Origin of the sequence: Caldichromatium japonicum, from assembly GCF_011290485.1 — a bacterium.
Classification (GTDB): domain Bacteria; phylum Pseudomonadota; class Gammaproteobacteria; order Chromatiales; family Chromatiaceae; genus Thermochromatium; species Thermochromatium japonicum.
In genome coordinates, this window is the sequence record NZ_CP048029.1 from 2,891,670 (window position 1) to 2,915,198 (window position 23,529).

Consider the following 23,529-nt stretch of genomic DNA (forward strand, 5'->3'; position numbering starts at 1 on the left):
TGTAAACACTCTCTCGCAGAGCGCCAGCCTTGGCTTGGGCCTCAGCTAAAGACATCGAGCCGGCGCGCCAGGATCGTCAGTGTATCCTGAACCGCCAGCGTCCCTGACTCGTCTTCATCGATCTCATCGAGCGCAGACGTCTGGGTGGGCGATCCACGCCCTTGGCCTTGATCGCGCCGCGGGGCCTGGTCCGAGACCGAGACATTACCCAGCCAGATCCCCTCTTGGGCGAGCGATTCACGCAGTTTGGGCAGGGCGGCGTCCAGGACCTCGCGCGCCACCGGATGGGCCGTGACAAAGTGCACATGGGTCCGCTCGCCATCCTGAACGACCCGCACCTCCAGGCCGCCCAGGCTAGGCGGATGCAGCTTGATCTCGGCGGTATCCAGACCCTGCTCCAGCGACCAGCGCACCTGGGCAGCCAGGGTCTGCTCGCCGCCTGGCTGTAACAAGCGATTGAGGTCCAAGACCTGCGTACGTACGCCCGCTGTTGCTGCTGGATCAGTGGCTGAACGGACCCCTACACCTTGGACAGGATCGGGCACTACCGAGCGCAGGGTAGCCGTCGATGCGTCAAGCGCAGTCTGGAGCGCATCGTCAGGGCCCAATCTGGGGTCTTGTCCACCCAAATCAGCCACCTGATAGCGGTTTATTTGGGCTGTTTCGGCCCCTAGGACCTTCCCCAGCCACCCGTTCCAGCGCTCAGGACCCGCGGCTGTCTCGGCATCTGCCACAGACCCACCATCGATTGTAGGCATAGACATCTGCGCCGCTTGGACCTGGCTCAAGCGTACAGCAAACCTCCCGCGCCCCGCGATCGGGTCGAGCAGAGCACCCCCAGTCGCCATACCGCCCAAGGTTGTCACTTGCCCGTCTGGACATGAGGACTGGGATGTCGCACTCTGCAGCAGCATCGCCCCTGACTGAGCCAACCGATCGAGCACAGCGGTCGGCAGCCATCCGAGATAGACCCCGCTGTCCTCGGTCTGGGGATCGGTGTCATCTGGATCGGATTGCCCGTCATCGGTCGCTGCCTCTGGCAAGACGCTTGTCGCATCGGTCAAGGTTAGACTCAAACCGCCCAACCCCAGCGGCTGCTGGTCCGCCATAAGCGCCAGACACTGCCCCACCAGGGTCTGATCGTCGAGCGCCGCGACCGCCTGCGGATCAACACCTTGCTTGAGCAGGAGGGCGCAGATCTGGGCGGCAAACGATCCGACAAAATCGGCGCTATCGGCGGTGCCCAGGGCCGCGCCCGTATCCAGCTCGCCTAGGATCTGGGTCAACCAGCCCGACAGGCCGGAGAGACTAAAGGTTTGGGTCATGGTCTTTACCTCGTCCTGAATCCGTCTATGAGCCTTCGTTTCGCATCTGCCGTGCCGCTTGGCGTGTCGCCCAGAGGTCGAGTTCGCGCTGTTGGCGGCGGCTGTCGGCGATGGCCTCGAGCCGGCGGCGGCGTTCGATCAGTTTTTCCAGCGACAGGGTGGCCTGATGCCGCTCCAGCCAGACCGCGCGTACCTGTTCGGTCTGAGACTGGGCAGCGGCCACCCGCAGGTCTTGCTGTTGCAGCGCCCCGCGTAATTGCTGATGCATCAGGGCCAACTGTTTCATGAGATGCACATCATTGGGGATCGGTGCGTTCAGATAGATCTGCTGATATTCCAAAAGCTGGGAGCGCTGCTGTTCCAGGCGGTTGAGCTCAGCCAGACGCGCGCCTAAAAGCGCCGCCGCCTCGTTCTCTTGGGCCTGGCGGATCTTGAGGAGTCGTTCAAAACGCTTGACGCTCATATCATGTCCCCGCTCACAGCAGGCCGATCAGCTCGAAGAGCTGGCGGCGGGCCTCTTCAAAACTGGCCTTTTCCAGGCGCCCCTGCGCCAGATAGGCCTCCAGACGCGGATACATGGCCACCGCCTCGTCGAGCTGGGGGTCCGCACCCTTGCGATAGGCCCCGACCGCGATGAGGTCGCGGTTGCGCATATAGGTAGACATCAGATGGCGGAAGCGATGCGCGGCCTTGAGATGCTCGGGCGCAACGATGGCGCTCATGACCCGCGAGACTGAGGCGCCGATGTCGATGGCGGGATAGCGTCCGGTCTCGGCGATCTCGCGCGATAGGACCACGTGTCCGTCGAGGATGGCGCGCGCCGAATCGACGACCGGATCGTTTTGATCATCGCCTTCGGCCAGCACGGTATAAAAGGCGGTGATCGAGCCGCCGCCGTGATCGCCGTTGCCGGCGCGCTCGACGAGCTGGGGCAGACGGGCAAAGACCGAGGCCGAATAGCCCTTGGTCGCCGGCGGTTCACCGATGGCCATCGAGATCTCGCGCGCCGCCTGGGCAAAGCGGGTGAGCGAGTCCATGAGCAGCAAGACATTCAGCCCCAGGTCGCGGAAGGATTCGGCGATGGTCGTGGCCACCCAGGCCCCATGCTGGCGCAGGAGCGGCGACTGATCGGCGGGGACGGCGACCACCACCGTGCGCCGGCGCGCCTCCTCGTCCAGGATGTCATAGATGAACTCATTGACCTCACGCCCGCGCTCGCCGATCAGACCCACCACGATGACATCGGCGCTGGTATGCCGGGTCATCATCCCCAAGAGCACGCTCTTGCCGACACCGCTGCCGGCAAAGAGGCCCACGCGCTGACCGCGCCCGATCGAGAGCAGGCCGTTGAGGGCGCGGATACCGACGTCCAATGGCTCGCTGATCGGTTTGCGACCCAGAGGATTGATGGGCCGACCCTCGATCGGCGCCCAGTCGTCGGTGCGGATCGGTCCCTTACCATCGAGCGGGCGCCCCAGGGCATCGACCACCCTTCCGAGCAGCGCTGGACCCACTGGGATCAGCCGCCGCTGTTCCAGGGGCTCGATAGGCGCCCCGGGCGCTAGGCCTTCCAGCTTGCCCTCGGGCATCAAAAAGGTGCGCTCACCCTGGAAACCCACGACCTCGGCGGCGAGCCTACGCCCATCGATCGTCAGGATCGCTGCCCGCCCGCCGACTGGCAGACGGATCCCTTCGGCCTCGAGGGTCATGCCAACCATGCGCGAGAGCCGACCCTCGGGCTGCGGCGGCAAGAGATCATCGACACGCCGGCGCGAACGGGCGAGCCGTTCGCGTAGCCCCTGCGCCACCTGCTGCGCGCCCTGACGTTTGAGCTCCTCGATCTGCTCGCTCATGATGCCTACACCTCGTCGTCAGTCCCCGCAGTCGGTGGACCTATCTCGTAAGTGGATGCCGTGGCAGCAGGTGGTGTTGCGTCCCAGATCTGGGCCCGAGCGGCTGTCTCTCGATCGGACGCTGCTATCTCGTTTGACTGTGCATCCCCTGCCGCGGCGGGCGGCTCCGTAGCCGGCAGGTGCGCATCAGCGGCGGCAGTTTCAGACCCGGGCACCCCCAACTCGCCCCAGAGCGCCTCAATCCCTTGAGATAGGCGGGTCTCGATCCTGGCATCGATCCGGCTTAGGCCACTGAGCACCACGCAGCCACCGCGCTCGATGGCAGAATCCGGGATCCAGCTGATCCGTTCATCCTGCGCCCTAGCATAGGCCTCCAGGATCGCCTGATCCTCGGGATTGACCTGGACCCGCACCGGATGGTTGCGCGAGGGCAGTTGTTTGAGCGCCGCATCCAGCACTTTCTGGATGAGTTCGGGCCGGATACTCAGCTCAGCCAGAATCACCCGCCGCGCCAGGGTGGACACCAGGGCCAGGAGCTCGGGCTCCACGACCTCGACCGCTTCGGCAAGCGGATCGGCCAGGGCGCGGGCGATCCCTTCCAAGGCAGTGACACTCTCAGCAAGCCGCTGCTCCTCGAAGCGATGCCATTCCTCCTCGCGCGCCGCGCGTTCGGCACGCTCCTGTTCTGCCTCTTGCTCGGCCTGGGCGCGGCCTGCCTGATAACCGGCCTCATAGCCTTCGCGATAGCCAAGCTCGGCGCCTTCTTGCCGAGCCGCCTCCTTGATCGCCGCGATCTCCTCCTCGGTCGGCGGTGGGGGCGGAGGGGCAAGCTCAGGTTCAGGTTCAGGCTCGGGCTCGATGCGGATACTGACATCGGGCGGCAGCCACCGCTGAATCCGGGCCAGGCGCTGACCCTCGGTCACCGAGATCACACCATTCACAGCATCGCCTCCCCACCCTTGCCGGCCAGGATGATCTCACCGCTCTCGGCCAGACGTCGGGCCACTGCCAGGATCTCCTTCTGCGCCGCCTCAACATCGCTGACCCGTACTGGACCCTTGCTCTCTAGATCCTCACGCAGCATCTCGGCGGCGCGTTTGGACATGTTCTTGAAGATCTTGTCCCGAAGCTCTTCGTCGGCACCCTTGAGCGCCAACACCAAGGTCTCGGTATTGACCTCGCGCAACAGGCGCTGGATACCGCGGTCATCGACATCGAGCAGGTTGGCAAAGACGAACATCAGCTCCTGGATACGCTCGCTCAAATCCTCATCGACCTGTTTGACACTATCCATGATTGCCGATTCGCGCGACGCTTCCATGAAGTTGAGGATATTGGCCGCGGTCTGGACCCCGCCGATCCGCGAGGATTTAGCGGTGGTCTTGCCCGAGAGCTGGCTTTCCAGGATCTCGTCGAGCTCTTGCAGGGCCGCCGGCTGGATGCCGTCGAGGGTGGCGATGCGCAGGATGATGTCGGACTGCATACGGTCGGGCAGATAGGTCAGAGTCTCAGCAGCCTGGTCGGGGTCGAGATGCGACAGGACGACCGCCACGATCTGCGGGTGTTCGTGGCGGATCATCTCGGCGATCGCCCGCGGATCGAGCCATTTGAGCGCCTCCAGTCCTTTGGAGTTGCGCCCGATGAGGATGCGATCGATGAGACCCGCGGCCTTTTCCTCACCCAAGGCCGAGCGCAGCACATTGCGCACATAGTCGTCGGCGCCGATCCCCAGTGCCGTCTGGTCTTGGATGACCTCGGAGAACTCCTTGAGCACCTCATCGATGTCACCGCGCGTCACCCGCTCGAGCGAGGCCATAGCGATCCCGATCTTTTGCACCTCCTTGGGACCCAGGTGCTTGAGCACCTCAGCAGCGCATTCCTCGCCGATGCTCATCATGAAGATCGCCACGCGCTCAGCGCCCGGGCGTTTCTTGACCGCAGGTTCAGTTGCCATCTTCAGCCAACCATTGTTTGATGACCTGGACTACCCGTTTGGGGTCCTGACGCACCAACTCGCGCACCGCCTCGATGTCGAGCTGCTGACGGTCGGGGCCCTTGGGACCAAGCAGGGCGGCAATCGCCGAGGGTTCGTGGGTGAGCGAGACGATCTCTTCGCCCTCAGCCCCTGCCTCGCCCTCAGCGGCTGCCTCGCCCTCGCGCGCCGTCTCGTCTGTAAGCGCCAGGGTCTCCTCGCCAGCTGCCTCTTCCTCCTCTTCCTCGGGCTCAGGCGGCTTGGGCAAAAGCTGGTTGAGTGCCGGCTTGACCACGGTCAGCATGACGATGAGCGCCAACAACAGGCCGCCGACGATCTTGACCAGCTCCAGGAACCAAGGCTGGGTCCAGATCGGCTCGCCCGCCTCCGCAGGTTCGGGGACGAAAGGCGCCGAGCTGACCTGCAACGAATCGCCGCGTGCCTCATTTAAACCAATGGCATCTCGAACCAGTTTGCGCAAGGTCTCCAGCTCGGCCTCGGAACGCGGCACTCGCACCGGCTCACCGGCCTCATTGACCTGATCGGCATAATCGACCACCACCGCCGCGGTCAGCCGACGCACGCTGCCCGGCATCTCCTGGATGTGCGACAGGGTGCGACTGATCTCATAGTTGCGTGTGGTCTGCTGCGAGCGGCTGCTCGGCATCTGATTGTTGGGCTGGGCCTGCTGCTGGCCGACGACCCCGCCCGCTGGCGGTTGATTGGTCAGCGCCCCAGGGATGCCGCCAACCAGGGGATCAGCGCCCATGCGTTCTTCTTCGTTGAGCTGTTCGGAACGTACCGCGGTGCGATCCGGGTCATAGGCCTCCTGGGTCCGCTCGACCCGCGAGAAGTCCAAGTCTGCCGTGACCTGGACCCGCACTCGGTTGCGCCCGCCGACAATGGGGGCCAATAAGGACTCGGCGCGTTCGATATAGCGCGACTCGATGCGATGGACATATTCGAGCTGATCGAGCGTCAATTGATCGTCGCGGTTCTTGGCGTTCGCGGTCAGGAGGCGTCCGCTCTGATCCACGACCGTCACCCGTTCGGGGACCAGCTCAGGGACGCTCGATGAGACCAGATGGACGATGGCATTGATTTGAGCATCGGTCAGCTCCTCCCTGCCCTTGAGCTGTAATACGACCGAGGCGCTCGGCGGGATGCGCTCGCGGACAAAAACCGAGCGTTCGGCCTTAGCGATATGGACCCGCGCCCGCTCAACCGGCGCAAGCGCTGCGATCGAGCGCGCCAATTCACCCTCCACTGCCCGTTGATAACGCGCGCCCTCGATCAGGCGGCTGGTGCCAAAGCCGGATTCCTGTTGCAAGAGCTCAAAACCAATATCTGCCGACTTAGGGAGCCCCTCTCCAGCGAGCTGGAGACGGGTCTCGGCGATACGCTGCTGGGGCACCTGGATCTGGCCCGTATCGTTATCGACCCGATAGGGCACCCCGAGTTTGTCGAGGGCCTTCATCACCTCGCCAGCCTCAGTCGGATCGATCTTGGCAAAGAGCGGGGCATAGGTCGGGCTTAGGGCCCAGACCAAGATCGCGACCACCGCCACCAGACCGCCGGCCAGGATGCCGATGAGGGCGATCTGCCGGCCCACTGGCATCTCGCGGAAGCTCTTGAGACCCAGCGCCAGGCGTCCGCCCAAGGTATTGGGATCGGGCTGCGGGCTCGGCGGCAGCGGATTTTCGGCGATGGCGGTATCCATAACAGTGCAAACGCAAGGATTGACTCAAAGGGCCTTCAGACCTGCATGCTCATGACCTCTTGATAGGCCGCCAGCAGCCGGTTGCGTACCTGCATGGTGGCCTCGAAGGCCACGCTCGATTTGTTCATGGCAACCATGATCTGCGGCAGACTAACTGTTTTATCGCCCAGCTCAAACCGGGTCTGGAGGTTGCTCGACTCCTGCTGGAGCTGGTTGACGCCGCGGATGGCATCGCGCAGCGTGGCCGCAAATTCGGCGCCGGCATCGGGTGTCTGCGCGGTTGCGGCAGCCGGGGCAGCCCCTTCGACCCGGCCAGACTGGGCGAGGGCGCGCATCTGCGCCAAGACCTGTTGGATCTGGATCTCGCTCATGATGATTACACGCTCCCGGGATCGGCTGGCCCTTCTATCTCGGGCCCAGGTCGTCTTTGGCCATAATCAGGCAAATAGGATGCCTAATCCCAGCTTGAGCCCCTGGCGAGCGCAGACCCTACAGCAGAGGCGAGATGCAGACTGCGCTTAAGGAAACGCCGAAAAAGTCCCATGTCGTCATTCCAGCGCAAGCCAAAATCCAGAACAATGAGTGCGCTGCGAAGGCAGCGGCAACGGGTGCAGGGCTGCGCATGAATCAGCGTTTCCCTAGAGTTCAGAGAGCTCCTGGCGGGCGTCGCGCTCGAGGCCGAACTTGCGCATGCGCTCGACCAGGGTAGTACGCCGCATCCCCAGCCGACGCGCTGCGCGGGCAACGACAAAATCGTTTTGGACGAGCGCGCTCAGGATCATGCGCCGTTCGAGGTCATTGAGATATTCGCGCAGCTCGACCCCCTCGGGCGGTAGTGGATCGGCGCCGGCGGGGGTCAGCTGGACGCTCGCATCGGGCATCGCGCAGTCTGGAGGCTGAGGTAAGGATTCAAGGCCATCGGGACGGAAACGGCGCGGGAGCTGATGGAGATCGACCAGGGCATCGGGATACATGATCGCAAGCTGTTCGAGCAGGTTCGCCAGCTCGCGCACATTGCCCGGCCAAGGATACTGACTGAGATGGTCCAAGGCCGCTGGGGTTAGATGGGCCGGCGCCTGCCCTTGCGCGCGCATGCGAACAGCGAAGGCCTCGATCAACAGGGGGAGGTCACTAGCACGCTCGCGCAGCGGCGGCAGCTCGATGGGAAAGACATTGAGGCGAAAGAAGAGATCCTGGCGGAACTGACCCACTGCCACCGCCTGCTCTAGGTCGCGATGGGTCGCCGAGATGATGCGGGCATTGGTGTGGATGGGCTTGTTCGAACCCACCCGTTCAAAGGTCCGCTCCTGAAGCACCCGCAACAGCTTGACTTGCATCGGCAGGGGCATATCGCCGATCTCGTCGAGAAAGAGCACCCCGTCCCCTGCTAGCTCGAAACGCCCGGCGCGGCTGGTGAAAGCGCCGGTGAAGGCACCCTTCTCATGGCCAAACAGCTCGCTTTCCAAGAGATCCGCAGGGATCGCGCCACAGTTGACCGCCACGAAGGGCTTGTCGGCGCGACTGGATGCGGCATGGATGGCACGCGCCACCAGCTCCTTGCCCGAGCCGGTCTCACCCAGGATCAGTACGGTCGCATCGGTGGAGGCAACCTGGGCGATCAAACGCTTGACTGCCAGCATCCGCGGATGCCGCCCCACTAGATCGGGCGCTTCCAGGGGCTCGGGAACGCTAGCGAACGCCAACCGCTGTAGGACCTCGATCACCAGGCCAGGACGCAGCGGTGATGCGATGACATAGGTGCGCTCCCTGTATGGCATCTGGGTCGAGTCACCGTCGGTCGGCTGCAAGACCAGCCCCAAACCTGCTGGGACCTGCATCAGCAGCCTAGCGAGCGCGGCGCCCGTGTCGCAGACCCAAAGGGCATCGAGCCCCAGGTCGCCGGCCCGCTGACCGCTCAGCTCAGCGACGTCCTGGCCCAAAAACGCCAGGATATGGCGCGTCGCCAGGCATTTCTGGGGGTCACCATAGACACCGATTCGCATCACCGCGCCTTTCCTATCTCACTACCTTTTGCCATCGGCCAGCCAGATCCAGATCCCAGAACATCCCGCTATGCTAGGATTACGGACACCCTTGTAGATCGCGACTGTTGGTGCAAATCCCATGCTTGCAGGTATCCAAAACTATTACGAACGCCTGGTCTTGGAGTCTATCCAAAAACATCTCGCGGGCCGAGATGAGCTGCAAGATGCCGATTTCGTGGCCGACCTGGCCTGTCTTGCGCTCAATGCCCTGCCTGCCCGCTATGTGCGCCATGCCGTAGACCTGTGGTCGCACCTGTGCGATAGCGAACAGACGGCCATCCTCCATCAGGTCGATGCCGCAGTCGACCAGGCCCTGGCAGTCATCGGGCGCCGTCAAGACCGTCCCGAGGGGACCACTGCCTCCGAACCGGTCAGGCTCCGTCTCCCCTGGATCTAGGCATCAGACGCGCCAAGACAGGCCCAGCGAGGTCCGCGAGCATGGAAAACCCCCGATAGGTACGGGCGTCGAGGGCGCAGGTCGGCGCGCGACGATCGGCATAAACCAGACCGATTGCTTGCCCGCCCAACCAAACGACATGCACCAGACAGGACACCCCTCCTGTCAAGATCTTGACAGCAGGCGGCAACACCTCTGCCACAGCGTCGGGCCCTTGGGTGCGCAACCAGTGCGTCCCTGGCCGTCCCAGTAGGCGGACAAACGCCCCGGCCTCATCCAGCTTCAGGCTGAAGCGGTTGAAGGCCGGCTCGAAATCCGTTCCCATGAGCTGTTCGGCGCTCAGGGTCCTGGTCGCCGCATCGAGGGTGGCATAGACGACGCGATTCAGCCCCAAGCCGCGGTGCAGGCCCGCAAGCCAAGTCAGGATCAGCGAAGTGCGGTCCTGGATCTGATCCGAGGCAAGCAACTCCTGCGCCCGCGCAAACTCATCGGCGCGTGGCGCCAGGCAAAAAGGCGCGGGACAAGGCGGTTCATACCCCACCCCTGACCTACCAGAGTGCATGGCTGGCAAGGGTTCAAGCGGCGCAAGCCCATAGCGGGCAGCATGCGGGTTAAAACCTGCCAAGACCGCAGCGATACGGGCACTGAGCGCGCTAAGATCCAGCCCGAGCAGTTCGGCAATCAGCCTAAGATCCGCGATCTGTCCTGGATAGCGCCAGCCACCGAGGGCATGGCGGGCGATCTGGGTCGCCAGCATCACATAGAGCGGGCGCAGATACCGGGCGTTGCGGGCGCGCATCGACTCGCGCACCATCTCGGGCAGACCCCATCGGACCGCCAGCCGGTAACCCAGCCATTCCAGATTCTCGCCTAAGGTCAGATATTCGGCCTCGTGCGGTAGGGCGCCCGGCTGCGCCAGCATCTCGAGATAGCGGTTGATGCGGGCGTCGCCATATACCAGCCAGTAGAGCTCACCGAGATTGTTGAGTAAGGCCGCAAGCGCGATCTCGGCGGGTACGCGGTCGCGGTCGAGCGCGGCCCAGTCTTGGGCCAAGAGCGCCGCCAACCAGGCACGGGCGCACCCGTGCCGGTAATAGAGCAAACGGCGGTCGTTGAGGCATGCTGCATCCACAGGCGACGCCTGCACAAGCTGGGCGAGTCGCCGGGTACCGATCAGGTGGATGGCGTCCTCAAGGGTGGCGATCTCGCGCCCGGGATAATGGCGTTCCAGGGTATTGGCGCACTGGAGGACGCGGATCGCCAAGGCCGGATCACCCATCACCACCCAGGCGAGCTGACGCAGCGGCGCGCGCTCGTCGTCTAGGACCAGCGCCAGCAGCCGGCGCGTCTCCGGGTGTATGGGCAGGTCCTCCAGCCGCGCCTGAGCGATCAGGTTGTCAAACCACGGCGATCCCATGTCAGCGCCTGTATCTCTCCGGTTACTCAAGACCGCTTGACAGCGGATGCTATGGTACAGTCTTGCATATGCGCCTCGCATGATCCTGCCTCCTGCCCGATCCAGACCCTATGCACCCGAACTTCATCCTGGGTTCCATCCTCGTCATAGCCTCGGTCCTCGGCGGGTTTGCCGCCAGTGGGGGCCATGTGCTGGCGCTCTGGCAACCCTTCGAGCTGGTGATCATCCTTGGCGCAGCCGGCGGCGGCTTCATCATCGCCAACCCGATGAACGTGGTCCTCAAGGCGCTCAAATCGATCCCCGCCCTTTTCACCGGGTCCAAATATAAAAGGCCCCATTATTTGGAGGCCCTGGGCCTGATGTATGAGCTCTTCAATAAGGCGCGTAAAGAGGGACTCATGGGGGTTGAGGGGGATATCGAAGAGCCGGACAGCAGCCCCTTGTTCCAGAAATATCCCCTGCTGCTGCGCGATCATGAGGCCGTCACCTTCATCGCCGACTATATGCGGCTCGTCATCAGCGGCAATATGAATCCCTTCGAACTCGAAGGCCTGATGGATGTCGAGCTCGAGACCCATCATCATCATGCAGTCGAGGTCGCACATGCCGTCCAGCGGGTGGCCGATGGCCTGCCCGCCTTCGGGATCGTGGCCGCGGTACTCGGGATCGTGCATACCATGGCCGCACTCGGCGGGCCCATGCACGAGATCGGGACTCTGGTCGCCGCTGCCCTGGTCGGGACCTTCAGCGGCATCCTGATCTCTTATGGTTTTATCGGACCGATCGCCAGCTATCTGGAACGGCTTGCCGACGAAGAGACCCGCTATCTGAGCTGCCTGAAGGCCTGTATCCTCGCGAGCGTCCAGGGCTACAGCCCGCAGATTGCGGTCGAGTTCGGGCGCAAGACCATGCCTCCGGAGCTTCGCCCGGGCTTCCAGGAGCTCGAGCAGCTCCTGCGCGGCTCGCGCTGAACTAAGGGCAGAGATATGGCACTCAAGGAGACCAAGCAGCCGATCATCATCAAAAGGGTCCGCAAACCTGGCGGTCATCATGGCGGGGCCTGGAAGATCGCCTTCGCCGATTTTGCCACGGCGATGATGGCCTTCTTCATGCTGCTGTGGATATTGACCTCCTCCACCGAGAATCAAAAGGCGGCGATCGCCGAATATTTCAACAACCCTTCCGCCTTCATGGGGATCGCCGCATCGCCCTCCCAGGCCCAGGGAGAGGGGACGGGCTCCAAACCGATGATCATCGATTTCAAGGGGGCGGTGGATACCGGACCGCCGCAGCCGCTGACCCCCGAGCAGATCGATGAGCTGGCGCACGCGCAAGACGCGGCACGGCTGGCGGTCCTAAAAAAGATCATCGAGGACAAGATCAAGGAGAGCGAGACCCTATCGCCCTATAAGGATCAGCTCCTGATCGATATCGTCACTGAAGGGTTGCGCATCCAGATCGTCGATCAGGAAAACCGCCCAATGTTCGACCTCGGGAGCGCCAAGCTCAAGGAATATACCCGGGCCATCCTACATGAACTGGCCGGGCTCATCAATCAGGTCCCCAACCGGATCAGTATCACTGGGCACACCGACGCCCGTCCGCTCGGCGGGATCTTATATAGCAACTGGGAGCTTTCGACCGACCGGGCCAATGCCGCGCGCCGCGCCCTGAGCGAAGGCGGGATGCAACCCGACAAGGTGAGCCGGGTGGTCGGCCTGGCCTCGACCGTCCCCTTTGACCGCAACGACCCCAACAACCCCATCAATCGGCGGATCAATATCATCGTCCTGACCCGCGAGGCCGATGCCGCTATCCATCGTGAGGCTGGGCAGCTTACAGCCGTCCCATCGGTGTCGGCCCATTGACACATCCTTGGCATCAGCGCGACGACCTGCACTCGGGTATCCTCGCCATCTCGGGCTTGGTGCAGCTTGGCCTGGATTATGCATCTACCCGGGCAAACGCCACCCCATCGCCCGGTTGCGAGGTCAGTATGTTCGAATCCATTGCCGATCTGCTCCTGTTCATTCTGCACCATCTGGATGCCAACCAGATCACCGGGCTATTTGCCCTGACCATGGGCGCGCTCTTCACCCTGGCCCTGATCGCCTCACTCATGCAGCGTGCCCCAACCTTGCAACGGACGGCCCCGAGCCTGCTCACGACCCTGGGCATCCTGGGGACCTTCTTGGGGATCGCCATCGGTCTGCTTGATTTTGATCCCAGTCGCATCGAATCGAGCATCCCCCTCCTGCTCGAGGGGCTCAAGCTCGCCTTCAGTACCAGCATCGTCGGGATCGTGCTGGCGATCGTCCTGCGACTGACCCAGATCCTGGGCGATGCGCAGGCGCGGCCCACCCTGGCTCAGGACACGCCGGCATTCGATCTTAAGGACCCGGTCGCCCTGCTCAAGCTCCAGATCCAGCTCACCGATGCCCAGCTCACCGCTAGCCGCGCCCTCAACGACCAGCTCGCCCAGCTCGAGGGGCGCCTGCTGGACACCCTGGAAACCCAGCATGAGGTCCAGCTTGCCGCCTTCAACGACTTCGCCGCCAAGATCAGCGAGCTGGGGTCGCGCCAATTGATCGCGGCGCTCGAATCGGTCATCCGCACCTTCAACGATCGTCTCAGCGCCCAGTTTGGGGAGAACTTCCGCCATCTGGACGTTGCCATCGGCAGGCTGTTGGAGTGGCAGGAGCGTTATCGGGTGCATCTCGAAACCCTCGGCGGTCAACTGGATCTGGCGATCGCTGGGATCGAACACACCCAGACCAGCCTCCAGGCCCTGACCCAGCAGGCGGGGCAGATCACCGCCCATGTGCAGGATCAGCAGACGACGCTCCAGGCGCTCAAACGCGAGACCCTGGAACTTGAATCCGTCCTGGGTGCAGTTGCCGAGCTACGCGAACGCGCCAAGGACACCTTCCCCGCCATCGATCAACGCCTCAAGGCCATGCTCGATGCCATCGAGGGGGCGGTGCTTTCGGGCCTCGAAGCTCAGCAACGCATCGGGCGTCTGGGTACCACAGGTGTACCTTTGGGTGGTACCCGGATGGAGCTGCGGGGGGTGCCGGCATGAAGACGCTATTCGGTCATCACTCCCCTCCATCAGCGGCGATCGAGGACGAGGGCCCTTGGCTGTTGGTCTCCGACCTGATGGCGACCCTGATGGTGATCTTCTTGTTCCTGGCAGTGCTGCACATGGTCCAGGTCGAGCGCCTGCATCAACGCGAGACCGAGGTGCGCGTATCTGCGATCGAGTCGCGCCAGGCCATCTATCAGGCGCTCGCGCGCGAGTTCAAGGATGATCTACCGCGCTGGAACGCCGAGCTGATCGAGCGCACCCTGACCCTGCGTTTCCGCGAGCCCGAGATCCTGTTCGATCGCAATTCAGCGCGCTTGAAACCCGAGTTTGAGACCATCCTGCGCGATTTCCTACCGCGCTATGTAGCGCAGCTTAAGCCCTTCCAGGGAATCATCCGCGAGATCCGCATCGAGGGACATACCTCCAGCGAATGGAACGCCGGCGTCGGCCCGCTTGAGGCCTATTTCCTCAACATGGACCTCAGCCAGCAGCGCACCCAGGCGGTCTTAAGGTTTGCCTATGGGTTGGAGGCGGTTCGCGGCGAGGCATGGTTCCGCGAGCGGGTGGCGGCGGTGGGGATGTCGTCCTCACGTCCGGTGCGCGATGCCCAGGGGCGGGAAGACCCAGTCGCCTCCCGCAGGGTGGAGTTCAGTGTGCTCACCGATTTCGAGGCGCGTCTGCTTGAGCCGCTCAAGCTTCAGGGGGATCACCGCCCAGACTCGCCCGAGTGACCGGCACGCTCCGGGTTATCCCTCTTCTCTCTTGCTTCGAGGATTGCAGGGCCTAGGCCTCTTGCCGGGCACCGCTGAGTGCGCGCTGCATCAGGATATTGACCAGCCGCATGGTGGCGTTGATCGCTGCAAAGACCTGATTGGCATGTACCCCGCGGGTGCGCAGTTCGCCCTCCTCGGTCTGCCAGGTGATGCTGCATTCGGTCAGGGCATCGGTGCGTCCGCCCTTGGGGATGCGCACCTCATAATCGAGGAGCGGGGGAAGGCTCAGACCCTGTTTTTTGAGCAAGCGCCCCAAGGCATTGGTAAAGGCATTGAACCCACCGTTGCCGCTGCCGGTACCGCTGAGGACCTGATCGCCAAGCCGGACCCTGAGGCTGACCGTAGATTCGAGATCCAGGCTGGATGAGATGGTACAGGCCAGGAGCTCGGCATGATGATAGTCCTTGCAGTCGAGCACCTCGGCGATGATGAAGGGCAGGTCCTCGGTGGTGATGGTCTTTTTCGAATCCCCGAGCTCGACGATGCGCTTCAAGACCTTGCGCTGGTTTTCCTCTGAGAGCTCGATATTGAGCCGCTCGAGGTTTTTCAAGAGCGATGCCTTGCCCGAGAGCTTGCCGAGGGCATAGACTCGCCGCCTGCCGAAGCGTTCGGGGGAAAGCCGGGAGTGATAGAGCTGGCCCTTTTTGTCGCCATCGGCATGGATGCCGGCGGTCTGGGTGAAGACATCGCCGCCGACGATCGGCGTATTGTCGGCGATCCGTTTGCCCGAGAATGAGGCCACCAGCTCGCTGACCCGGGCGAGCTGGCTTTCGTCGATCCCGAGCTCGAGCCCCAGATGATCGCGCAGATTGACCGCTACCTCGGCGAGCGAGGCGTTGCCGGCGCGCTCGCCTAGACAATTGACCGTGCAATGGACAGAGGTCACGCCGGCGCGGGCCGCTGCGAGCACATTGGCGGTGGCCAGCCCATAGTCGTTGTGCGGATGAAAATCGAAACGCAGCGCTGGAAAGCGGGCGATCATGTCCGAGATGGCGGCAAAAACCTGATCGGGAGTCATTACCCCCAGGGTATCGGGTAGCATCAGGTGCCCAATCCCGGCATCGGCCAACCCCTCGACCAGGGTATAGACATAGTCGCGGTTGTCGCGATAGCCGTTCGACCAGTCCTCCAGATAGAGGTTGACCCGCAACCCCCGCCCCTGGGCACGGGCGATCTCGGCGCGGACATCGGCCAGATGCTCGCTGAGCGTCTTGCCGAGCTGACCGCAGCAGTGCCGCTCGCTGCCCTTGGCCAAGAGATTGATCACCTGCCCCCCGGCCTGACCGATCCAGTCGATGCTCGACCCCCCATCGACAAAGCCCAAGACCTCGACTCGCTCGGCAAATCCACGCTCCTTGGCCCAGGCGATGATACGGGCGACCGCGGCGAGCTCGCCGGATGAGACGCGCGCCGAGGCGACCTCGAGCCGATCGACCCGGACCTGTTCCAACAACGCCTTGGCCAGACTGAGCTTTTCATCGGGCGAGAAAGACACCCCCTGGGTCTGTTCACCGTCGCGCAGGGTGGTATCCAAGATGAGGATACGGCGAGAGACATCGGTCATCGCTCAACCCTGCACCAGCGCTGCGATCTGGCGTCTGACAGCCTCGGCCTTGGCTTCGAGCTCGATGTAATGCGGCGTCTGCTCCATGAGACCCTGCAGAGCCGCTGGCAAGGGCGCCTCCTGACCGATCGCCTGATAGATCGCCTCATTGAACTTGGCCGGATGGGCCGTTGCCAAACAGATGGCGTCAGGAAAAGCACGCGCCGCCCGTACCCCGACGGCGGTATGTGGACAGAGGATATAGCCGGTGGACTGATAGGTTACCCGGATCTGATCGAGGGTCTCGGCATCACTGACCGCAGCCGCCGCAAAGTCCGCTTGGGCCTGACGCAACCGATCCGCTGAGACCTGAAGACGACCCGTGCGCGCAAAGGTCTCGAGTAAGGCGCGCACCTGCGCTGGGTCAGCAGCATGCAGGTAATAGAGATAACGCTCGAAGTTTGATGCGACCTGAATATCCATCGCCGGGCTCAGGGTCTGATGGACCTTGGACTCACGGGCATAGACCCCGGTCTGGACGAAGCGGGTGAGGATGTCGTTGCGATTAGTAGCGATGATCAAGCGGTTGATCGGCAGGCCCATACGCCGCGCCAGATAGCCGGCGAAGACATCGCCGAAGTTGCCGGTGGGCACCGAAAAACTCACTGCCTGCGCTGGGTCACCGCCCGTGGCGCGTCCCCAGGCATAGAAGTAATACACCATCTGGGCCAGGATGCGCGCCCAATTGATCGAATTGACCGCACCCAGCCGATAGGTCGATCGAAACTCCAGGTCGTTGAAGAGCGTCTTGACGATCGCCTGGGCATCGTCGAAGGTGCCGCGGATGGCAAATGGATGCACATTGGTATCGGGCAGGGTGGTCATCTGCCGCTCTTGAAGCGGCGAGATGCGACCTTTGGGATAGAGGATAAAGATCTGGATACGCGGCTTGCCGCGGACACCATAAATCGCCGCCGAGCCTGTATCCCCCGAGGTCGCCCCCAGGATATTGAGTGTCCCGCCCTCGCGTTCGAGCAGATAGGCAAACAGATTCCCCAACCATTGCAGGGCCACGTCCTTGAAGGCGGCGGTCGGGCCGTGAAAGAGCTCGAGGACCGAACGATCGCCCGCCCTGACCAATGGGGTCACCTCGAGATGGGCAAAGGTCGCATAGGAGCGTTCGATCAGATCCCTGAGGTCGGCCGAGGGGATCGCATCGCCGACAAAGGGTGCCACAACCTCAAAGGCCAGGTCCTGAAAACGCAACCTGGACCAGGCGCGTAATTGCTGAGGCGAGATCGTCGGGATCTCGGCAGGGATAAGCAGACCGCCATCGGTCGCCAGGCCCATCATCACCGCTTGATCGAACGCAAGCGGCGCAACCCCGCCGCGGGTACTGAGATAACGCATGATGTCTTTTAGTAGATCAATGACAGTAAATCAATGCAGCCAACATTGATGCAGCTTAGGTGAAAACATTGACAGCATGTCAAACGTAACCAGACAATGCCCGATATCCGCTGACATGGCAGAACAGCGGATAAATGATAACCAACGAGGGGGCTTCTGCCAGCATGTGGCGCGCTGCGCGATTAGGCATCCTTGGGCGGCGCGCCCCGTCACCCCGCAATCCTTCGGCTGACACCGTAACTCTTGAACGGAGTGACATCATGACACCTGACAAGCGTGCGGACTATTGGAAGGCCAATCTACGCTATCTCTTAGTCCTTCTGGTCGTCTGGTTCGTCGTTTCTTACGGGTTCGGCATCCTACTGGTCGAACCGTTCAATGCCATCCATCTCGGCGGCTATCCACTCGGCTTCTGGTTTGCCCAACAAGGCTCGATCTATATCTTCGTCGCCCTGATCTTTATCTATGCTGCCCTGATGAACCGGCTCGATAAAGAATACGACGTCGAAGAGGACTAGGAGGCGCACCGCGATGACTGAACTCGAACTCTGGAGTTATGGGATCGTCGGCGCGACCTTCGCGCTCTATATCGGCATCGCCATCTGGTCGCGCGCTGCTAGCACCAGCGAGTTTTATGTTGCCGGCGGCGGAGTGCATCCCATCGCCAATGGCATGGCGACCGCTGCCGACTGGATGTCGGCTGCTTCATTCATCTCGATGGCCGGCATGATCGCCTTCGGCGGCTATGGCGGGTCGGTGTTTCTGATGGGCTGGACCGGCGGCTATGTGCTCCTGGCCCTGCTGCTTGCACCCTATCTGCGCAAGTTTGGTAAGTTCACCGTGCCCGAGTTCATCGGCGACCGTTATTATTCAAACTCCGCACGGGTCGTGGCTGTGATCTGTCTGATCCTGGCCTCGGTGACCTATGTCATCGGCCAGATGACCGGTGTGGGCGTAGCCTTCTCGCGTTTCCTCGGTGTTTCCTATGAATGGGGCATCGCTTTCGGCATGGGCATCGTCGCCGTCTATGCCATCCTCGGCGGGATGAAGGGGATCACCTATACCCAGATCGCTCAATATATCGTCTTGATCCTGGCCTATACCATCCCAGCGATCTTTATCTCGCTAGCCCTAACCGGCAATCCGCTTCCGCAACTCGGCCTGGGCGGGACCTATATCAGCGACGGCAGCGGAATGCCGATCCTCGCCAAGCTCGACCAGGTGGTCACCGACCTGGGCTTTAAGCAATACACCACCCAGGTGATGGGCAGCACCCTCAATATGTTCGCCTATACCCTGTCGCTGATGATCGGTACTGCGGGGCTCCCCCACGTCATCATCCGTTTCTTCACCGTCCCCAAGGTGCGCGATGCGCGCTATTCAGCCGGCTGGGCTCTGGTCTTCATCGCCATCCTCTATACCACTGCTCCCGCAGTCGGGGCGATGGCACGTCTGAACCTCATAGAGACCATCCAGATCGGTCAGGTCGGTGACCCCCAGGGCAACCTGGTCTATGACGAACGTCCCGACTGGTTCAAGCGTTGGGAGATCACGGGTCTGCTGAAATATAAAGACTGGAATAGCGATGGGCGTATCCAGTACTACAGCGACGGTGGCCTGGCCGAGGCCAAGCTCAAGCTTGCCGACGCCAAATCCAATAACACGGGCGTTGAGGCCGCTGAAAAGGCAGTTGCTGCTGCTGAGGCCAAACATAGCGCAACCAAGTTCGCGGGTTACGGCTGGCAAGGCAACGAGATGGTTGCGGTCAACAATGACATCATGGTCTTGGCCAATCCCGAGATCGCGGGCCTGCCTGCCTGCCTGGGTGATCGCCCTGGTGGTCGCCGGCGGTCTAGCGGCGGCGCTCTCGACCGCAGCCGGCCTGTTGCTCGCTATCTCTTCGGCGATCTCGCACGACCTCTTGAAGGGGGTCTTCATGCCGAGCATCACCGAAAAGAAAGAACTCATGGCCGGACGTCTGTCCATGATCGCCGCCATCCTCCTTGCCGGTTATCTGGGGCTCAATCCGCCTGGGTTTGCCGCAGGTACGGTGGCGCTGGCCTTTGGACTCGCTGCGTCATCGCTCTTCCCCGTGATCATCATGGGGATCTTCATTAAACGCCTAAATAAGGAAGGTGCAATCGCCGGCATGATCGCAGGGATGATGGTGACCTTGCTGTATGTCTTCCAGCACAAGGGGGTTTTCTTCATCAAAGGGACAGAGTTTTTGCTGCCTGACCTGGGCATGGGTGCCAACTGGTTCTTTGGCATCACCCCTGAGGCCTTCGGTGCGGTCGGCGCGCTGGTCAATTTCTTCATTGCCGGCATCGTCTCAGCCCTCACCGCCCCGCCGCCCGAACACATTCAGCATCTCGTCGAGGATGTGCGCATCCCGCGCGGTGCGGGCGCAGCTGCCCATTGATCGACAATCCTTCATCCTTCAAAACCCCGCTTCGGCGGGGTTTTTTGTAACCGCGCCGGGCGCAAAAAAAAAGCCCGACGCTTGGGCGTCGGGCTGGCAGCAAGCCGGCTATTGTTAAGCGAGCTTACTTGGACTCAGACTGAGCAGGAGCAGCAGGGGCGACCGGAGCAGCATAGGGGGCTGCGTAGGGGGCGCCATAGTACGGATAGACCCAGGGATAGCCGCCCCAGCCGCCATAGTAGGGATAGCCATAGGGACCCCACCAGTAGGGGGCATTCAAGTAGCGGTTATAACCACGACCCCAGCCGCGACCGCCACCGCTCATGCTCAGGTTGAAATCGCCATAGCCATCGCCGAAGAAGTCATCGAACCAGTCACCCCAGCCATAGCCAGGGCCGCCACCCCAAGGGCCCCACCAAGCGGATGCAGAGGCAGAAACGCCCAAGAGGGCAGCAACAGCAGCAGCGGTAGCAAGCTTTTTCATCTGATCTCTCCGATCGTGTTGTCGTTGGCAGTATGCGTGGCCAGTACTGCTCGACCACGCGGTGGAGTCTATAAGAAAATAATTAAATATAAAAAATTTTTTTCCGATTACATTTCTAAAAATCATAGAAAATTCTGATCTAAATATCCAGCTGACTGGGTCATCGCCGCTGGTATCTCCTCTGACAAGCGGCGTTTGACGGCAGTCAGGTCATCCCAGGCTTTTGCCTTCTGCTCTGGTGAGCGCAAGAGGTAGGCCGGATGATAGGTCACCCGCAAGGGGATCTGCCTTGGCCCATAGTCGAACCAACGCTCGCGTAACCGGTGGAGCGGGGTGTCGGTATGCAGCAGATATTGGGCCGAGATACGGCCTAGCGCCAGGATGATCCGGGGCGCGACCAATTGGATCTGACGATTGAGATAGCCCTGACAGGCAAGCGCCTCATCGGGGCGCGGGTCGCGGTTGCCGGGCGGGCGACATTTGAGCACATTGGCGATATAGAGCTGATCGCGCGCCAATCCGATCGCCTTGAGCATAAGGTTGAGCAATTGGCCCGCACGCCCGACGAAGGGCTCGCCCCGCGCGTCCTCATCGGCCCCTGGCGCCTCACCGATGATCATCAGTTCGGCCTGGCGGTTGCCGATACCGAAGACCGTCTGAGTGCGCGTCTCCCACAACCGGCAGGCGCGACAGATGCGCACGGCGGATTCAAGCTCGGCCCAATCCATGCCTTCCGTTCGCCAGATACCAGGCGCGCCCTGCCCCGCCAGCGCTGCGGAGAACATCAGCTGGGCTCGCCCCCTATCCCCCAACTCAGGCTTGAGGGAAAGGGGCGAAGGCGATTCGGTGGGCTGCAGGGCACCTTGGGTCCAGGCTGCCGGCTGCAGGGACGGTGCAGAGATCTGCGATGCGAGCACCTCTGCCCCAACCGGCAGAGCCGAAGACACCCGTCGCTCCCACAGGCGGATGCCAATGGCCGCAAGATAGGCACGGCGCCGCTCCTCGTCCACAACCCGCCCTCAGACGTCGGCTACCTGCGGATGGGCACGTTGGATGGGAGAGAGGAGCTTGTTGCAGGCATTGATATAGGCCTTGGCCGAGGCGACTAGGATGTCGGTATCGGCGCCCTGGCCGTTGACGATCCGCCCGCCCTTTTCCAAGCGCACCGTGACCTCGCCTTGGGCATCAGTCCCACTGGTGATGGCATTGACCGAGTAAAGCCGCAGGGTTGCACCGGTTTGGACCAGGGCCTCGATCGCCTTGAAGGTCGCATCGACCGGTCCGCCGCCGGTCGCCGTCCCCGCATGTTCCTCGCCATCGAGCAGTAGCACTAGGGCAGCGGTCGGGACCTCGCCGGTCTCGGAACAGACGTGCATCGACACCAGCTTCACCCGCTCGTTGGCCGCATCCAGGGTGGCATCGGTCACCAGGGCCTGGAGGTCCTCGTCGAAGATCTCGTGCTTCTTGTCGGCCAGTTCCTTGAACCGGGCGAAGGCGGCGTTGAGCTCTTCCTCGGAGTGGATGATAATCCCGAGCTCCTGAAGACGGGCGCGGAATGCGTTGCGCCCCGAGTGTTTGCCGAGCACCATGCGGTTTTGGGTCCAGCCGACATCCTCGGCGCGCATGATCTCATAGGTCTCGCGATGCTTAAGCACCCCATCCTGATGGATCCCTGACTCATGGGCAAAGGCATTGGCGCCGACGATCGCCTTGTTGGGCTGGACGGGAAATCCCGTGATCCCAGAGACCAGGCGTGAGCAATTGACGATCTGGGTGGTATCGATGCGAGTATCGCAGTCGAAGAGGTCCTGACGGGTGCGTACCGCCATGACGATCTCTTCGAGGGCGGCGTTGCCCGCACGCTCCCCTAGACCATTGATGGTGCACTCAACCTGGCGTGCCCCATTGCGCACCGCAGCCAAGGAGTTGGCCACCGCCAGCCCCAGGTCATTATGGCAATGCACCGAAAACACTGCCAGATCCGAGTTAGGGATACGCGCGCGCAGGGTGGAGATCAGCGTACCGAACTGGTCGGGGATGTTATAGCCCACGGTATCGGGGATATTGACCGTGCGCGCGCCGGCCTCGATCACGGCCTCGAGCACCCGGCATAAAAAATCGATATCGGAACGTCCCGCGTCCTCGGGCGAGAACTCGACATCATCTGTATAGCGGCGGGCGCGTTTGACTGCATGGACCGCTTGGGCGAGCACCTGCTCAGGGCTCATGCGCAGCTTCTTTTCCATGTGGATGGGGGAGGTGGCGATAAAGGTGTGGATGCGTGGGGCCGCTGCGCCCTTGAGCGCCTCACCGGCGCGATCGATGTCGGCATCGAGCGCCCGCGCCAGTCCGCAGATACGGCTGTCCTTGACGGTTTCAGCGACCGCCCTGACCGCCTCGAAATCCCCTGGGCTCGCCATCGGGAAGCCCGCCTCGATCACATCCACCCGCAGCTTCTCTAGTGCCTTGGCGATGCGTACCTTTTCGTCACGGGTCATGGAGGCGCCCGGGCTCTGTTCGCCGTCGCGCAAGGTAGTATCGAAGATGATCAGATGCTCTTTGGCGGTCATGGCGGTCTCTCGAGGATCCAAACTCAAGTGCTACCTGCTGTCCAGAATAGGGTGCAAGCCATCTCAAAACAAGCTTGCTGGCTTAGGCGCAGCCCTGTCTGTGATTCCTTTGGCCATCCCAATAGGGGTCCATGGAGATGTCTGCAGAAGGGGCCTGTGTACCCTGCCCTCCCTGTCTGGTCCCTTAGGCAACCTCACAGGGGCGGCTAGGAACAACACGCTGTCCGTCGATCCCCCAGGCCGCAACCTGTTTAGAAGGCCAGCGGCGGTAGACGAGGTGTCCTGATCCACATGCCCCGTTTGCGTCCCTGGCCGAGAGGGGTGCCAGTCCGCCCAACTCTGGGCAATGTCTACCCGGTATTGGGCCTCGATCTCGTCCGGTGCTGTATGATTACTACCGAGTTGTGTGCGTCAAGTTGTGCAAAATCGTGGTCGGGTAAATGGTTGATCCTGTTTGCGCAGTTGGCGGCACAACGGGCGTAGCCCGCAGCGGCGCCAACTGCGCGGTTG

The 23,529-nt window shown here is 62.3% G+C and carries 20 protein-coding genes and 1 pseudogene; 7 read left to right on the plus strand and 14 right to left on the minus strand.

The window, feature by feature from the left end; translation table 11 throughout:
* Positions 1–41: 41 nt before the first annotated feature.
* The 8 genes from GWK36_RS14095 to GWK36_RS14130 all read right to left on the minus strand — a co-directional run bounded on the left by GWK36_RS14095 (position 42) and on the right by GWK36_RS14130 (position 8,873).
* Positions 42–1,325: a flagellar hook-length control protein FliK gene (locus GWK36_RS14095; RefSeq protein WP_166272074.1), complete on the minus strand. Its 1,284-nt coding sequence runs from the start codon at positions 1,323–1,325 to the stop codon at positions 42–44.
* 25 nt (positions 1,326–1,350) lie between these two features.
* Positions 1,351–1,788, minus strand: a complete 438-nt coding sequence (locus GWK36_RS14100) for a flagellar export protein FliJ (RefSeq protein WP_166272076.1) — start codon at positions 1,786–1,788, stop codon at positions 1,351–1,353.
* A 13-nt stretch (positions 1,789–1,801) separates the two neighbouring features.
* On the minus strand, positions 1,802–3,178 hold the full coding sequence (gene fliI, locus GWK36_RS14105; protein WP_166272078.1) for a flagellar protein export ATPase FliI: 1,377 nt from the start codon (positions 3,176–3,178) through the stop codon (positions 1,802–1,804).
* 5 nt (positions 3,179–3,183) lie between these two features.
* Positions 3,184–4,119: a FliH/SctL family protein gene (locus GWK36_RS14110; protein ID WP_166272080.1), complete on the minus strand. Its 936-nt coding sequence runs from the start codon at positions 4,117–4,119 to the stop codon at positions 3,184–3,186.
* Positions 4,116–5,132 (minus strand): flagellar motor switch protein FliG, encoded by a 1,017-nt coding sequence (gene fliG / locus GWK36_RS14115; protein WP_166272082.1) that lies wholly within the window; start codon positions 5,130–5,132, stop codon positions 4,116–4,118. Before fliG ends, GWK36_RS14110 begins: the two co-directional genes overlap by 4 nt.
* On the minus strand, positions 5,122–6,768 hold the full coding sequence (fliF, locus tag GWK36_RS14120) for a flagellar basal-body MS-ring/collar protein FliF (protein WP_246237859.1): 1,647 nt from the start codon (positions 6,766–6,768) through the stop codon (positions 5,122–5,124). The genes fliG and fliF overlap by 11 nt, the downstream gene beginning before the upstream one ends.
* 137 nt (positions 6,769–6,905) lie before the next feature.
* Complete coding sequence (gene fliE / locus GWK36_RS14125; RefSeq protein ID WP_166272086.1) at positions 6,906–7,241, minus strand: flagellar hook-basal body complex protein FliE; 336 nt, start codon at positions 7,239–7,241, stop codon at positions 6,906–6,908.
* A gap of 267 nt (positions 7,242–7,508) precedes the next feature.
* Complete coding sequence (locus tag GWK36_RS14130) at positions 7,509–8,873, minus strand: sigma-54 interaction domain-containing protein (protein WP_166272771.1); 1,365 nt, start codon at positions 8,871–8,873, stop codon at positions 7,509–7,511.
* 121 nt (positions 8,874–8,994) lie between these two features.
* Here GWK36_RS14130 and GWK36_RS14135 point away from each other — a divergent pair, with 121 nt between their 5' ends.
* Complete coding sequence (locus GWK36_RS14135; protein WP_166272088.1) at positions 8,995–9,312, plus strand: late competence development ComFB family protein; 318 nt, start codon at positions 8,995–8,997, stop codon at positions 9,310–9,312.
* Here the strand turns inward: GWK36_RS14135 and GWK36_RS14140 are convergent.
* A complete protein-coding gene (locus tag GWK36_RS14140; RefSeq protein ID WP_166272090.1) occupies positions 9,287–10,729 on the minus strand; it encodes an HDOD domain-containing protein in 1,443 nt (480 codons plus the stop codon). The genes GWK36_RS14135 and GWK36_RS14140 overlap by 26 nt on opposite strands.
* A gap of 110 nt (positions 10,730–10,839) precedes the next feature.
* Between GWK36_RS14140 and motA the strand changes: the two genes are divergently transcribed.
* The 4 genes from motA to GWK36_RS14160 all read left to right on the plus strand — a co-directional run bounded on the left by motA (position 10,840) and on the right by GWK36_RS14160 (position 14,548).
* Positions 10,840–11,700 carry a flagellar motor stator protein MotA gene (gene motA, locus GWK36_RS14145; RefSeq protein WP_166272092.1) on the plus strand — a complete coding sequence of 287 codons (861 nt, stop codon included), beginning with the start codon at positions 10,840–10,842 and terminating at the stop codon, positions 11,698–11,700.
* 15 nt (positions 11,701–11,715) lie between these two features.
* Positions 11,716–12,597, plus strand: a complete 882-nt coding sequence (motB, locus tag GWK36_RS14150; RefSeq protein WP_166272094.1) for a flagellar motor protein MotB — start codon at positions 11,716–11,718, stop codon at positions 12,595–12,597.
* Between the two features lie 128 nt (positions 12,598–12,725).
* Complete coding sequence (locus GWK36_RS14155; RefSeq protein ID WP_166272096.1) at positions 12,726–13,811, plus strand: hypothetical protein; 1,086 nt, start codon at positions 12,726–12,728, stop codon at positions 13,809–13,811.
* On the plus strand, positions 13,808–14,548 hold the full coding sequence (locus tag GWK36_RS14160; RefSeq protein ID WP_166272098.1) for an OmpA family protein: 741 nt from the start codon (positions 13,808–13,810) through the stop codon (positions 14,546–14,548). Before GWK36_RS14155 ends, GWK36_RS14160 begins: the two co-directional genes overlap by 4 nt.
* Positions 14,549–14,600: 52 nt before the next feature.
* Here the strand turns inward: GWK36_RS14160 and GWK36_RS14165 are convergent, their stop codons facing one another.
* Positions 14,601–16,154, minus strand: a complete 1,554-nt coding sequence (locus GWK36_RS14165; RefSeq protein WP_166272100.1) for an alpha-isopropylmalate synthase regulatory domain-containing protein — start codon at positions 16,152–16,154, stop codon at positions 14,601–14,603.
* 3 nt (positions 16,155–16,157) lie between these two features.
* Positions 16,158–17,543, minus strand: a complete 1,386-nt coding sequence (thrC, locus tag GWK36_RS14170) for a threonine synthase (protein WP_166272102.1) — start codon at positions 17,541–17,543, stop codon at positions 16,158–16,160.
* Positions 17,544–17,803: 260 nt separating this feature from the next.
* On the opposite strand from thrC, the gene GWK36_RS14175 reads away from it, so the two are divergent.
* Both GWK36_RS14175 and GWK36_RS14180 read left to right on the plus strand, forming a co-directional pair.
* Positions 17,804–18,061 carry a DUF4212 domain-containing protein gene (locus GWK36_RS14175; protein WP_166272104.1) on the plus strand — a complete coding sequence of 86 codons (258 nt, stop codon included), beginning with the start codon at positions 17,804–17,806 and terminating at the stop codon, positions 18,059–18,061.
* A gap of 13 nt (positions 18,062–18,074) precedes the next feature.
* Positions 18,075–19,965: pseudogene (locus GWK36_RS14180) on the plus strand (sodium:solute symporter family protein).
* 124 nt (positions 19,966–20,089) lie between these two features.
* On the opposite strand, the gene GWK36_RS14185 reads toward GWK36_RS14180, so the two are convergent.
* The 3 genes from GWK36_RS14185 to GWK36_RS14195 form a co-directional block, all read right to left on the minus strand.
* Entirely contained in the window at positions 20,090–20,449 is a 360-nt protein-coding gene (locus GWK36_RS14185; RefSeq protein WP_166272106.1) for a sulfur globule family protein, read from the minus strand.
* A gap of 122 nt (positions 20,450–20,571) precedes the next feature.
* Positions 20,572–21,459: a uracil-DNA glycosylase gene (locus GWK36_RS14190; protein WP_166272108.1), complete on the minus strand. Its 888-nt coding sequence runs from the start codon at positions 21,457–21,459 to the stop codon at positions 20,572–20,574.
* 9 nt (positions 21,460–21,468) lie between these two features.
* A complete protein-coding gene (locus tag GWK36_RS14195; protein ID WP_166272110.1) occupies positions 21,469–23,019 on the minus strand; it encodes a 2-isopropylmalate synthase in 1,551 nt (516 codons plus the stop codon).
* Between the last annotated feature and the right edge of the window lie 510 nt (positions 23,020–23,529).

What these genes read in the sequence shown, in the direction of transcription:
- GWK36_RS14140 (WP_166272090.1), bottom strand. Translation starts at nt 10,729, where the DNA reads ATGGGATCGCCGTGGTTTGACAACCTGATCGCTCAGGCGCGGCTGGAG.
- GWK36_RS14155 (WP_166272096.1), top strand. Translation starts at nt 12,726, where the DNA reads ATGTTCGAATCCATTGCCGATCTGCTCCTGTTCATTCTGCACCATCTG.
- thrC (WP_166272102.1), bottom strand. Translation starts at nt 17,543, where the DNA reads ATGCGTTATCTCAGTACCCGCGGCGGGGTTGCGCCGCTTGCGTTCGAT.
- GWK36_RS14095 (WP_166272074.1), bottom strand. Translation starts at nt 1,325, where the DNA reads ATGACCCAAACCTTTAGTCTCTCCGGCCTGTCGGGCTGGTTGACCCAG.
- fliF (WP_246237859.1), bottom strand. Translation starts at nt 6,768, where the DNA reads ATGCCAGTGGGCCGGCAGATCGCCCTCATCGGCATCCTGGCCGGCGGT.
- GWK36_RS14135 (WP_166272088.1), top strand. Translation starts at nt 8,995, where the DNA reads ATGCTTGCAGGTATCCAAAACTATTACGAACGCCTGGTCTTGGAGTCT.
- fliI (WP_166272078.1), bottom strand. Translation starts at nt 3,178, where the DNA reads ATGAGCGAGCAGATCGAGGAGCTCAAACGTCAGGGCGCGCAGCAGGTG.
- motA (WP_166272092.1), top strand. Translation starts at nt 10,840, where the DNA reads ATGCACCCGAACTTCATCCTGGGTTCCATCCTCGTCATAGCCTCGGTC.
- GWK36_RS14195 (WP_166272110.1), bottom strand. Translation starts at nt 23,019, where the DNA reads ATGACCGCCAAAGAGCATCTGATCATCTTCGATACTACCTTGCGCGAC.
- GWK36_RS14100 (WP_166272076.1), bottom strand. Translation starts at nt 1,788, where the DNA reads ATGAGCGTCAAGCGTTTTGAACGACTCCTCAAGATCCGCCAGGCCCAA.
- GWK36_RS14130 (WP_166272771.1), bottom strand. Translation starts at nt 8,873, where the DNA reads ATGCGAATCGGTGTCTATGGTGACCCCCAGAAATGCCTGGCGACGCGC.
- fliE (WP_166272086.1), bottom strand. Translation starts at nt 7,241, where the DNA reads ATGAGCGAGATCCAGATCCAACAGGTCTTGGCGCAGATGCGCGCCCTC.
- GWK36_RS14165 (WP_166272100.1), bottom strand. Translation starts at nt 16,154, where the DNA reads ATGACCGATGTCTCTCGCCGTATCCTCATCTTGGATACCACCCTGCGC.
- GWK36_RS14185 (WP_166272106.1), bottom strand. Translation starts at nt 20,449, where the DNA reads ATGAAAAAGCTTGCTACCGCTGCTGCTGTTGCTGCCCTCTTGGGCGTT.
- motB (WP_166272094.1), top strand. Translation starts at nt 11,716, where the DNA reads ATGGCACTCAAGGAGACCAAGCAGCCGATCATCATCAAAAGGGTCCGC.
- GWK36_RS14175 (WP_166272104.1), top strand. Translation starts at nt 17,804, where the DNA reads ATGACACCTGACAAGCGTGCGGACTATTGGAAGGCCAATCTACGCTAT.
- fliG (WP_166272082.1), bottom strand. Translation starts at nt 5,132, where the DNA reads ATGGCAACTGAACCTGCGGTCAAGAAACGCCCGGGCGCTGAGCGCGTG.
- GWK36_RS14160 (WP_166272098.1), top strand. Translation starts at nt 13,808, where the DNA reads ATGAAGACGCTATTCGGTCATCACTCCCCTCCATCAGCGGCGATCGAG.